Source organism: Geodermatophilus sp. CPCC 205761 (assembly GCF_051383655.1).
GTDB lineage: Bacteria > Actinomycetota > Actinomycetes > Mycobacteriales > Geodermatophilaceae > Geodermatophilus.
Genome location: NZ_JALPKQ010000019.1, coordinates 23842 through 35252 on the forward strand (window position 1 = coordinate 23842; position 11411 = coordinate 35252).

Annotated in this window: 8 protein-coding genes and 1 pseudogene; 7 read left to right on the forward strand and 2 right to left on the reverse strand. The window is 74.6% G+C overall.

The window, feature by feature from the left end:
• Window positions 1-75 precede the first annotated feature (75 nt).
• The 5 genes from MY526_RS13495 (at window position 76) to MY526_RS13515 (ending at window position 6268) form a co-directional block, all read left to right on the forward strand.
• Window positions 76-357 carry a metal-sensitive transcriptional regulator gene (locus MY526_RS13495; RefSeq protein WP_436692637.1) on the forward strand — a complete coding sequence of 94 codons (282 nt, stop codon included), beginning with the start codon at window positions 76-78 and terminating at the stop codon, window positions 355-357.
• Between the two features lie 16 nt (window positions 358-373).
• Window positions 374-1342 carry a hypothetical protein gene (locus MY526_RS13500; RefSeq protein WP_436704078.1) on the forward strand — a complete coding sequence of 323 codons (969 nt, stop codon included), beginning with the start codon at window positions 374-376 and terminating at the stop codon, window positions 1340-1342.
• Between the two features lie 50 nt (window positions 1343-1392).
• Window positions 1393-3204: a heavy metal translocating P-type ATPase gene (locus MY526_RS13505; protein WP_436704079.1), complete on the forward strand. Its 1812-nt coding sequence runs from the start codon at window positions 1393-1395 to the stop codon at window positions 3202-3204.
• Window positions 3195-3746 (forward strand): HAD-IC family P-type ATPase, encoded by a 552-nt coding sequence (locus tag MY526_RS13510; protein ID WP_436704080.1) that lies wholly within the window; start codon window positions 3195-3197, stop codon window positions 3744-3746. The genes MY526_RS13505 and MY526_RS13510 overlap by 10 nt, the downstream gene beginning before the upstream one ends.
• A gap of 74 nt (window positions 3747-3820) precedes the next feature.
• Window positions 3821-6268: a heavy metal translocating P-type ATPase gene (locus MY526_RS13515; protein WP_436692640.1), complete on the forward strand. Its 2448-nt coding sequence runs from the start codon at window positions 3821-3823 to the stop codon at window positions 6266-6268.
• 922 nt (window positions 6269-7190) lie between these two features.
• Here MY526_RS13515 and MY526_RS13520 read toward each other — a convergent pair.
• Together MY526_RS13520 and MY526_RS13525 are read right to left on the reverse strand one after the other, a co-directional pair.
• The gene (locus tag MY526_RS13520; RefSeq protein WP_436692641.1) at window positions 7191-7460 is read right to left on the reverse strand and encodes a hypothetical protein; all 270 of its coding nucleotides are present in this window, start codon (window positions 7458-7460) and stop codon (window positions 7191-7193) included.
• Between the two features lie 97 nt (window positions 7461-7557).
• Window positions 7558-8136, reverse strand: a pseudogene (locus MY526_RS13525) (aldehyde dehydrogenase family protein); the annotation flags it as partial.
• A 125-nt stretch (window positions 8137-8261) separates the two neighbouring features.
• Here MY526_RS13525 and MY526_RS13530 point away from each other — a divergent pair.
• Window positions 8262-8480: a hypothetical protein gene (locus tag MY526_RS13530; protein WP_436692642.1), complete on the forward strand. Its 219-nt coding sequence runs from the start codon at window positions 8262-8264 to the stop codon at window positions 8478-8480.
• A gap of 114 nt (window positions 8481-8594) precedes the next feature.
• Complete coding sequence (locus MY526_RS13535; protein WP_436692643.1) at window positions 8595-11327, forward strand: LuxR C-terminal-related transcriptional regulator; 2733 nt, start codon at window positions 8595-8597, stop codon at window positions 11325-11327.
• Window positions 11328-11411: the final 84 nt, after the last annotated feature.

The following is an 11411-nucleotide window of genomic DNA, read 5'->3' on the forward strand; positions in this document are numbered from 1 at the left end:
GCATCCCCGGCGGGGCGCCGGCCGCCCGGTGCCCCGCCTCCCGATCCGTCCCACCTCACGAGGAGACCGACAGACATGGCCGGCTACAGCCACGACAAGGACGAGCACCTCAAGCGGCTGCGCCGTATCGAGGGCCAGATCCGCGGCCTGCAGCGCATGGTCGAGGACGACAAGTACTGCATCGACATCCTGACCCAGGTGTCGGCGGCGACGCGCGCCCTGCAGTCGTTCTCCCTCGGCCTGCTCGACGAGCACCTGGCCGGCTGCGTGGTCGACGCCGCGCAGAAGGGCGGCCCGGCGGCCGACGCGAAGGTCCGCGAGGCCTCCGAGGCGATCGCCCGCCTCGTCCGCTCCTGACCACGGAGGACCTCCTGTGAACACCCTCGCCAAGCTCGGCGCCTACACGCTCGGGCTGGTCGCCGTCTTCGGCGCGGCCGCCGGCCTCGGTTCGGTGGTCGGCCCCGTCGACGCGGCCGCCGCAGACACCGCCAGCCACGACACCGCTCCCCACGGCGAGACGCCTGCGGAGTCCCCGATGGACACCGGCGCACAGGCATCCGCCGCCGGCACCCACCTGCCCGGTGGCCTGCAGGTCTCCGAGAACGGCTACACCTTCGACGCCGCCGGCTCGCTGCCGGCCGGCGCGGCCACCCTGGTGTCCTTCCAGATCCTCGGCCCCGACGGGCAGCCGGTGACCGCCTACGACACCGCGCACGACGAAGACCTGCACCTGATCGCGGTCCGCCGGGACCTCACCGGCTACCAGCACGTCCACCCCGAGCTGGCGCCCGACGGCACCTGGTCGATCCCGCTGGACCTGACCGCCGGTGAGTGGCGGCTGTTCGCCGACTTCGACCCCGCCGGCCCTGCCGAGCCGCTCGTCCTGGGCACCGACGTCGCCGTCGCCGGCGACTACACCCCGCAGCCGCTGCCCGAGCCCGCGCCCACGGCCGAGGTCGACGGGTACACCGTCACCCTCGACGGCGAGCTGGCCCCCGGTCAGGAGTCCCAGCTGACCCTGTCGGTCAGCCGCGATGGGCAGCCGGTCACCGACCTGCAGCCCTACCTGGCTGCCTACGGGCACCTCGTCGCCCTGCGCGACGGCGACATCGCCTACCTGCACGTGCACCCGGCCGGCGAGCCTGGCGACGGCACCACCGCGCCCGGCCCGGACATCACCTTCTACGCCACCGCCCCCTCGGCAGGGGAGTACCGGCTGTTCCTGGACTTCCAGCACGGCGACGTGGTGCGCACCGCCGAGTTCACCGTCCGCGCCGGCGACACCGTCGCGCCCGCCACCGGCACCGGCGGCCACGTCGACGACGGCCACGGCCACGGCTGAACCGACGCACTCCGCCGATCCCGCCCGAGCGGTTCAAGAGGAAGAAGACCATGAGTTCCGCCACTGAGCGCACGCGCCCGCCGGCAACGGCCGGGGAGAACCACGTCGAGCTGGCGATCGGCGGGATGACCTGCGCCTCGTGCGCGGCGCGCATCGAGAAGAAGCTCAACCGGCTCGATGGCGTCTCGGCCACGGTCAACTACGCCACCGAGCAGGCGAAGGTCAGCTTCACCGGCGACGTCACGCCCGCCGACCTCATTTCGACGGTGGAGAAGACCGGCTACACCGCCGCCCTGCCGGAGCCGCCGCGGCTCCGTCCCGAGGACGGGCGGCCTGCGACGTCGGAGGCCGACGACCACGTTCGCAGCCTGCGGCAGCGGCTGATCGTCTCCGCGGTCCTGACCGTCCCGGTCATCGCGATGGCGATGGTCCCGGCGCTGCAGTTCACCTCCTGGCAGTGGCTGTCGCTCACCCTGGCCGCTCCCGTGGTGGTCTGGGGTGCGTGGCCGTTCCACCGGGCGGCGTGGACCAACCTGCGCCACGGCACGTCCACGATGGACACGCTCGTCTCGATGGGCACCCTCGCCGCGCTGGCCTGGTCGCTGTACGCGCTGTTCTGGGGGACCGCCGGTGAGCCGGGCATGACGCACCCGTTCGAGCTGACCATCGCCCGCACCGACGGGTCGGGGAACATCTACCTCGAGGCCGCCGCCGGGGTGACCACGTTCATCCTGGCCGGGCGCTACTTCGAGGCCCGCTCCAAGCGCCGCGCCGGCGCGGCGCTGCGCGCGCTGCTCGAGCTGGGCGCGAAGGAGGTATCGGTGCTGCGCGGCGGGCGCGAGCAGCGGATCCCCGTCGACCAGCTGGCCGTCGGCGACCTGTTCGTGGTCCGCCCCGGCGAGAAGATCGCCACCGACGGCGTCATCACCGAGGGCTCCTCGGCCGTGGACGCCTCGATGCTCACCGGCGAATCCGTGCCGGTCGAGGGCGGACCGGGCGACGCCGTCGTCGGGGCCACCGTCAACGCCGGCGGCCGGCTCGTCGTCCGCGCCACCCGCGTCGGCGCCGACACCCAGCTCGCACAGATGGCCCGGCTGGTCGAGGACGCCCAGAACGGCAAGGCCGAGGTGCAGCGCCTCGCCGACCGCGTCTCGGGCATCTTCGTCCCGATCGTCATCGCGCTGGCCGTCGGCACCCTCGGCTTCTGGCTGGGCACCGGCGGAGGACTGGCCGCCGCCTTCACCGCCGCGGTCGCCGTCCTGATCATCGCCTGCCCCTGCGCGCTGGGCCTGGCCACGCCGACCGCGCTGATGGTCGGCACCGGCCGCGGCGCTCAGCTCGGCATCCTGATCAAGGGCCCGGAGGTGCTGGAGAGCACCCGCCGCGTGGACACCGTCGTCCTGGACAAGACCGGCACCGTCACCACCGGCCGGATGACTCTGCTCGACGTCGTCGTCGCCCCCGGCGAGGACCCCGAGCAGCTGCTGCGACTGGCCGGCGCGCTGGAGCACGCCTCCGAGCACCCGATCGCCCGCGCTGTCGCGACCGGCGCCACCGAGCGGGTCGGCGCCCTGCCGCCCGTCGAGGGCTTCACCAACGTCGAGGGCCTCGGCGTGCAGGGCGTCGTCGACGGGCACGCGGTGCTCGTCGGCCGCACCCAGCTCCTCGAGGAGTGGTCGCTCCGCCTGACGCCGGAGCTCGAGCAGGCGAAGTCCGCTGCCGAGGGTGAGGGCCGGACCGCCGTTGCCGTCGGCTGGGACGGCGCCGCGCGCGGCGTCCTGGTGGTCGCCGACGCGGTCAAGGGCACCTCCGCCGAGGCCGTCCGCGAGCTTCGGGACCTGGGCCTGACCCGGTGCTGCTGACCGGCGACAACGCCACCGTCGCCCGCTCGGTCGCCACCGCCGTCGGCATCGACGAGGTCATCGCCGAGGTGCTGCCCGCCGACAAGGTCGACGTCGTCCGCCGCCTGCAGGACCAGGGCAAGGTCGTGGCGATGGTCGGCGACGGCGTCAACGACGCCGCCGCCCTCGTCCAGGCCGACCTGGGCCTGGCGATGGGCACCGGCACCGACGTCGCGATCGAGGCGTCCGACCTCACCCTGGTCCGTGGCGACCTGCGGGCCGCCGCCGACGCCATCCGGCTGTCCCGCAAGACGCTGGCCACCATCAAGGGCAACCTCTTCTGGGCCTTCGCCTACAACGTCGCCGCGCTGCCGCTGGCCGCCGCCGGGCTGCTCAACCCCATGCTCGCCGGGGCGGCGATGGCGTTCTCCTCGGTGTTCGTCGTCTCCAACAGCCTGCGACTCCGGCGCTTCCGCAGCGCCAACGGCCCGGCGCCTGCCACCGAAGGGCCCGGCGGCGCCAATGCCGTCAGTTCACCTCCGGCGACCGCCGTCGCGCACTGACCGCCTGCATCGACACAGCTGTCCCACACACCGAAAGGCCGAATCGACCACCCAGGCCGGAGGAGGAGAGGGTCATGGCAACGCAGCAGACGACCGCCGTGCTGGAGGTCGCCGGTGTGCACTGGGCGTCGGAGAAGGCGACCGTGGAACGCATGCTCGGCCGCCGCCCCGGCGTGCTGGGCGTCGAGGCCAACCCCGTGGCCGCGACTGCGACGGTCACCTACGACCCCACGCGGACCTCGGTGGCCGACCTCGCCGGGTGGATCCGCGACTGCGGCTACCACTGCGCCGGGCAGTCGGTACCGCAACACGTATGCGACCCAGCGGTCGAGCCGCAACCGCGCGGCTTCGCCGCGCACAACGACGGCCACCAGCCGGACGTGGACGCCGGGGGAGCGACCCGCGAGCACGGCGGTCACGAGGCGAGCCACGGCGGTCACGCCGGCATGACCCCGCAAGAGGCGATGGGTCACGGCGGGCACCACGCCGGCATGTCGATGGACGACATGACCCGCGACATGCGCAACCGGTTCCTGGTCGCGGCGCTGCTGTCGATCCCGATCCTGCTGTGGTCGCCGATCGGCCGGGAGGTCCTCGGCTTCACTGCTGCCGCACCCTTCGGCCTGCGCGACGACGTCTTCTCGCTGATCCTCTCGCTGCCGGTGGTCTTCTACTCGGCCTGGATCTTCTTCGACGGCGCCTGGCGGGCGCTGCGTGCCAGGACGCTGGACATGATGGTGCTCGTCGCCGTCGCGGTGGGCGCCGGCTGGCTGTACAGCCTGGTCATCACCCTCACCGGGGGCGGCGAGGTCTTCTACGAGGCCGCCACCGTCCTCACCGCCTTCGTCCTGCTCGGCCACTGGTTCGAGATGCGCGCCCGCGGCGGCGCCAACGACGCCATCCGCACGCTGCTCGAGCTCGCGCCGCCGCGCGCGGTGGTGCTGCGCGACGGGCAGCCGATCGAGGTGCCCACCGCCGAGGTCGTCGTCGGCAACCTGATCCTGGTCCGCCCCGGCGCCAAGATCCCCGTCGACGGGACGGTGGAGGACGGGGAGTCCGAGGTCGACGAGTCGATGGTCACCGGCGAGAGCCTGCCGGTGCACAAGGCGCCCGGCGATCAGGTCATCGGCGCCTCGGTGAACACCACCGGCACGCTGCGGGTGCGCGCGACGAAGGTCGGCGCCGACACCGCGCTGGCTCAGATCGTGCAGATGGTGCAGGAGGCGCAGAACTCGAAGGCGCCCGGCCAGCGGCTGGCCGACCGTGCCGCGTTCTGGCTGGTGCTCGTCGCCCTCCTCGGCGGCGGCCTGACCCTGGGGGTGTGGCTACTGGCCGGCGCCTCCTTCGCCACGGCCATGCTGTTCGCGATCACCGTCGTGGTCATCACCTGCCCCGACGCGCTCGGCCTGGCCACGCCGACGGCGATCATGGTCGGAACCGGCCTGGGCGCCCGACGCGGCGTGCTGTTCAAGAACGCCACCGCACTGGAGACCGCCGCGCGGATCGACACGGTGGTGATGGACAAGACCGGCACCCTGACGAAGGGCGAGCCGGAGGTCACCGACGTCGTCGTCGACGGCATGGAGCCAGACGACGTCCTGGCGCTGGTCGCCGCCGTGGAACGCGAGTCCGAGCACCCCCTGGCCGCCGCCGTGGCCCGGCACGCCGACGACCTCGGTGCACCGGCGCTGGTCGCCACCGGGTTCCGCAACGTCCCCGGCCACGGCGCCTCCGCAGAGGTCGGCGGCCGCCCGGTGCTGGTCGGCAACGCCAAGCTGATGGCCGACGAGGGCGTCGACCTCGGCACGCTCAGCGTGCGCCGCGAGGAGCTGGCCGGCAGCGGCCGCACCGCGGTCCTCGTCGCCGTCGACGGCCGGGCCACCGGGGTGATCGCGCTGGCCGACGCCCCGCGGGCGACCTCGGCTGCGGCGGTGGCCGCACTGCACGAGGCCGGCGTGGAGGTGGTCATGCTCAGCGGCGACAACGAGGCCACCGCCCGACGCATCGCCGGCCAGCTGGGCATCGACACCGTGATCGCCGACGTCCTGCCCGGCGACAAGGCCGCGAAGATCACCGAGCTACAGCGGGCCGGCAAGCGGGTCGCGATGGTGGGCGACGGCGTGAACGACGCACCCGCACTCGCGTCCGCCGACCTTGGCATCGCAATCGGCGCGGGCACCGACGTCGCCATCGAGACCGCCGACGTCGTGCTCATGCGATCCGACCCGCTGGACGTGCCCGCCGCGCTGACCATCGGCCGCGGCACGCTGCGCAAGATGCGGCAGAACCTCGGCTGGGCGATCGGCTACAACGCCATCGCGCTGCCGATCGCGGCCGGGGTGTTCGAGCCGGCGTTCGGCCTGGTGCTGCGGCCCGAGATCGCCGCGCTGTCGATGTCCGGGTCGTCGTTCCTCGTCGCGGTCAACGCGCTGCTGCTCAAGCGGCTGCGGCTACCCGCCGCGGCCGAGACGCCCGCGGCCGAGACGGCCACGGTCCCGGCGCCGGAGCCGGTGTCCCGCTGACGGTGCGACAGCGGCCACGAAGCTCCGCGACGGACGCTGCGGAGGCATCGTGCCGCTGTGCCTCGTCTCGCTGCTCACCGGCATCGTCCAGTCGGTGGGCACCCCGTGGGGCCTGCTCCGCCACTGGTGGGTCCTGGTCGAGCTGGGGCTCACTGTGGTGGCCACCGCGCTGCTCCTCCTGCACACCCAGCCGATCGGGCACCTCGGTGCCGTCGCCGCCGCCGGTGGTGGGTTCGGTGCCGACCTGAACGGGATGCGGCAAGCCGAGGGGCCGGCTGCTCACGCAGCCGACCCCCTCCTGCGGTGTGGGCTACTCGCCCGTCCGCGAACCGGGGAGGCGGCGGGTCGCCCTCGCGGATGTGCGAGTCGTCCCCCCGGGGCTTGTGGACGTACGTGTCCGTGGTCGTGCTCAGCTTCGCGTGTCCGAGCCACGCCTGGACGCGGGTGGGGTTGATCCCGTAGCCGCCGTCCGACTCCGGTGCGAGCGACCAGGACGCCCACCCGTGCCGGAGCCAGTGGCAGCCCCTCCACTGCCACCCGCACCGCTCGCGGGCCGGCGCCTGGTCAGCTTCCGCTTCCTGGACAGGCCCCGGCCCTTCCGCTTCGGGCCGGTCGGGCCGGTCGGGCCAGTGGGGCCGGCTGGCGGCCGGGACGCCCCGCCGTCCGCGACCCAGCGCCGGATGACGTCGGGGCTCCAGCGCGGCTTGCTGCCGACCATCCGCGGCGGCGGGAACGTCTCGTCCTCGCGCCGGATGTCGCGGACGTGCCGCTCGCTGACGTCGAGGTAGTGGGCGATGTGCATGCGTCCCCAGGACGTGTCGTCCGGGGGTCTCGTGGTGTTGTGTGACACGGCGTGACGGCCTGGTGAGAACGGGCAGGTCAGCGGGGGAGTGGGGGGCTGAGGTCCTGGACCACCCCAGATCTACGAGGGCACCAACCAGATCCAGCGGATGGTGATCGCCCGGAGCCTGCTGAGGTAGGGCGCCGACCGGCGGCCCGGCTCCCCGAGCGCCGGAGACCGGGGCCCGTCAGGTGAGCCAGCCACTGGGGCCGGGCGTGCGACGACGCCACACGTGCTTGAGCTCGCGGTACTCCGCCAGCCCCGTGGGCCCCAGCTCCCTGCCCACCCGGACTGCCCGCGGCCGCCCCACTCCGCTCCGGGGACGTACGGGTGGTAGTCGTTGATCCACACCGTGCCGCAGCGCAGCGCGGCGGCGACCCGCTCGGCGAACCTCCTCGCGAACGACGGCCATGTCCCGCCGGCACCCGGTGAGCACCGTGGGCCGGTAGAAGAAGCCGTTCCGCAGCGCCGGCTCGTCGGGACGGCGCCCGCCGGCGGCCAGGACGGCGCCCTCGGCCAGCGCCCCGGCGACCATCCGCTCGGTCCGCGCGCGCTGCGCCGCCGAGATCAGCGGGCCCGACTGCGTGCGGTCGTCCCGCCCGTCGCCGAGCCGGATGGCCGCTGCGCCGGCGACCAGCCCCGCGACCACCGCGTCGTGCACGTCGGCGTGCACGACCAGCCGGGAGCCCGCCGAACAGACCTGGCCGGCGTGCAGGAACGCGCCGTGCAGGGCGTTGTCGACCACCACGTCCACGTCCACGTCGGGGAAGACGACGTTTGGGTTCTTGCCGCCCAGCTCGCAGTGCACCCGCGTGACGGTGTCCGCGGCCGCGCGCAGGACCCCGCGGCCGGTGGCGGTGCCGTCGGTGAAGCTGACCAGGTCGACGTCGGGGTGCGCGACCAGCGCGGCCCCGGCCGCCCCGTCCCCGAGCATCAGGCCGACGACGCCCGAGGGCAGCCCGGCCTCGGCGAGCAGCGCCACCAGGTGGGCGGTGGTCAACGGGGTGAGCTCGCTCAGCTTGACCACGGCGGTGCAGCCGGCGGCGAGCGCGCGCCAGCTTCCAGGAGATCGCCAGCAGCGGGTAGTTCCACGGCCGTGATCAGCGCGCAGACCCCCGCGCGCTCGGCCTCGGAGCGGTGGTCGTGCGGGCGGTGACGCAGCTCGACGTCGCCTCGGGCGTCGAGGGTGGCCTCGCCGTCGTCCTGCTCGCGATCTTCCTCGACCGGCTCACGGCCGCGTTCGGTCACCGGACGGCGCTGTCGCGGGTGCTGCGGGCACGGAGGGGCCGGACCCCTCCTCGCGCCGAGACCGGGTCGTCGGCTCCGCGGTCCGAGGCGCGGGAACCGGCCGTCGTGCACGCGTCCCCCTGACGACGGGCCACCGCCCGGGTCACGCATGGCACCATGCGCCCGGAGGCCACCGGTGCCGCCGGCGACGGGTGCCTGCCGACGGCACGTGAGACCGGGTCGTCAGGGGAGGTGGTCATGGCCGGCCCGCTGATCGAGACCAAGCTGCACGTCCCGCGGCGGCGGCGCCGCGCGGTGGCGCGTCCGCGGCTGGTCGAGCGGCTCGACCGTGCGGAGGAGGCGTCGCTCACCCTGGTGTCGGCGCCGGCGGGGTTCGGGAAGACGACGGTGCTCACGGAGTGGCTGGCCGCCCTCCCCCCGGGGGAGCGGTCGGTCGCCTGGCTCTCGCTGGACCAGCGCGACAACGACCCGGCCCTCTTCTGGAGCTACCTGATCGCCGCGCTGCGGGCCGCGGCGGACGACGTCGGCGCCGCGGCGCTGGCGCTCCTGCAGTCGCCGCAGCCGTCCCTGGAGGCGGTCCTCGCGACGCTGGTGAACGACCTGTCCGCCCTCGCCCGGGACGTCGTGCTGGTGCTCGACGACTACCACGTCATCGAGGCGCGCGAGGTGCACGACGGGATGGCGTTCCTCGTGGAGCACCTCCCGCCGCAGGTCCACCTGGTGATCGCCGGCCGCGCCGACCCTGCGCTGCCGCTGGCGCGGTGGCGCGGGCGCGGTGAGCTCCTCGAGGTCCGCGCCGCCGACCTGCGCTTCACGGCGGAGGAGGCCGCGGCCTACCTCGGCGCCGCGATGGGACTGGCGCTGACCGCGGACGACGTCGCTGCGCTGGAGGACCGCACCGAGGGGTGGATCGCCGCGCTGCAGCTGGCGGCGCTGTCGATGCAGGGCCGCGACGACGTTCCGGCGTTCATCGCGGGCTTCGCCGGTGACGACCGCTACGTCGTCGACTACCTGGTCGAGGAGGTCCTGGAGCGCCAGCCCGAGCAGGTGCGCGGCTTCCTGCTGCAGACCTCCGTGCTGGGCCGGCTGACCGGCCCACTGTGCGACGCGGTCACCGGCCGGGACGGCGGCCAGGCGATGCTGGAGGCTCTCGACCGGGACAACCTGTTCCTCGTCCCGCTCGACGACCGGCGCCGGTGGTACCGCTACCACCACCTGTTCGCCGACGTCCTGCAGGTGCACCTGCACGCCGAGCAGCCCGACGCCGTGCCGGACCTGCACCGGCGGGCCTGCGACTGGTACGAGCGCACCGGCGACCTGGCCGAGGCGGTCCACCACGCGCTGGCCGGCCGGGACGTCGCCCGAGCGGCGGACCTGGTCGAGCTGGGGCTGCCCGCGCTGCAGCAGGGCCGGCAGGAGGCCACGATGCGCCGCTGGCTGGAGGCCCTCCCGGACGAGGTGATCCGGGCCCGCCCCGTGCTCAGCGTCGCGTACGCCGGGGCACTGATGGTGCGGGGCGAGGTCGAGGGCGTCGAGGCACGCCTGCGCGACGCCGAGCGCCGGCTCGACCCGACCGGGGCGCCGGCCGCGGACATGGTGGTGGTGGACGCCGACGCCTTCGGCCGGCTGCCCACGGCGATCGCCATGTACCGCGCCGGGCTGGCCCTGCTGGCCGGCGACCTGGCCGGCACCGTCACGCACGCCCGGCGGGCGATCGACCTCGCCGGTGCCGACGACCATCTGGGCCGCGGCGGGGCGGCCGGCCTGCTGGGCCTGGCCCACTGGGCCGGCGGGGACCTGGACGCCGGGCACCGGTCGTACGCCGCGGCCGCGGCGGACCTCGAGCTGGCCGGGCACCGGTCCGACGGGACCGGCTGCGCCATCGCGCTGGCCGACATCCGGATCACCCAGGGCCGGCTCCGCGACGCGATGAGCACCTACGAGCGGGCGCTGCGGCTGGTGACCCCCGGCACCGGCCCGGTCCTCCGCGGAGCCGCGGACATGCACGTGGGCATCGCGGGGGTGCTCCTGGAGCGCGGGGACCTCGAGGCCGCCGGCCGGCACCTGGCCACGAGCAGGGACCTGGGCGAGCAGGCCGGCCTGCCGCAGAACCCCTACCGCTGGCGGGTCGTCTCGGCCCGCCTGCGCGAGGCCGAGGGCGACCCCGACGGCGCGCTCGCGCTCCTCGACGAGGCGCAGCGCCGGTACGTCGGTGACTACTTCCCCGACGTGCGGCCGATCGCCGCGCTCCGGGCGCGCGTGCACGCACGGCAGGGCAGGTGGGCCGACGCGCTGGCCTGGGCGGAGGAGCGCGGGGTGTCGACCGATGACGACCTGCACTACCTGCGGGAGTTCGAGCACACCACCCTGGCCCGGGTGCTGGTGGCCGGGTACGCGGCCGGGGAGGGTTCGATCTCCGGGGCCCTGCAGCTGCTGGAGCGCCTCCTCTCCGCGAGCGAGCAGGGCGGGCGAACCGGCACCGTCATCGACGTGCTGGTGGTGCAGGCGCTCGCGGAGCAGGCCCGGGGGCACCTGCCGGCCGCGCTCGCCGCGCTGCGCCGCGCGCTGACCCTGGCCGAACCGGAGGGTCACGTCCGGCTGCTGCTGGACGAGGGCGCAGCCCTGGCGCCCCTGCTGCGGGCGGTCGCCGTGGAGGGCGGCGCCGCCGCGGGCTCCGCCCGGCGGCTGCTGGCGGCACTGGGGACGGGAGGGGAGGGCGCGCCGGCGCCGGTGGGCCTGGTCGAGCCGCTGAGCGCTCGTGAGCTCGAGGTGCTCCGGCTGCTCGGCACCGACCTCGATGGCCCCGACATCGCCCGCCGGCTGTTCGTGTCCGTGAACACCGTCCGGACCCACACCAAGAACATCTACGCCAAGCTGGGCGTGAACAACCGCCGCGCGGCGGTCCGCCGGGGCGAGGAACTGGACCTGCTGGCCCGGCCGCACCGCCGGCCCGCGCGCGCCGACCAGTAGCACGTCGGCCTCCCGGTCGCGGATCACCCTCCCGGATCACCAGACGTGGTGATCCGCTCTCACCACCCTCCTCCCTACGTTTCG

Bases quoted from the DNA above. Each gene is read 5' to 3' on its own strand.
- MY526_RS13505 (WP_436704079.1), top strand. From the start codon at position 1,393: ATGAGTTCCGCCACTGAGCGCACGCGCCCGCCGGCAACGGCCGGGGAG.
- MY526_RS13515 (WP_436692640.1), top strand. From the start codon at position 3,821: ATGGCAACGCAGCAGACGACCGCCGTGCTGGAGGTCGCCGGTGTGCAC.
- MY526_RS13495 (WP_436692637.1), top strand. From the start codon at position 76: ATGGCCGGCTACAGCCACGACAAGGACGAGCACCTCAAGCGGCTGCGC.
- MY526_RS13535 (WP_436692643.1), top strand. From the start codon at position 8,595: ATGGCCGGCCCGCTGATCGAGACCAAGCTGCACGTCCCGCGGCGGCGG.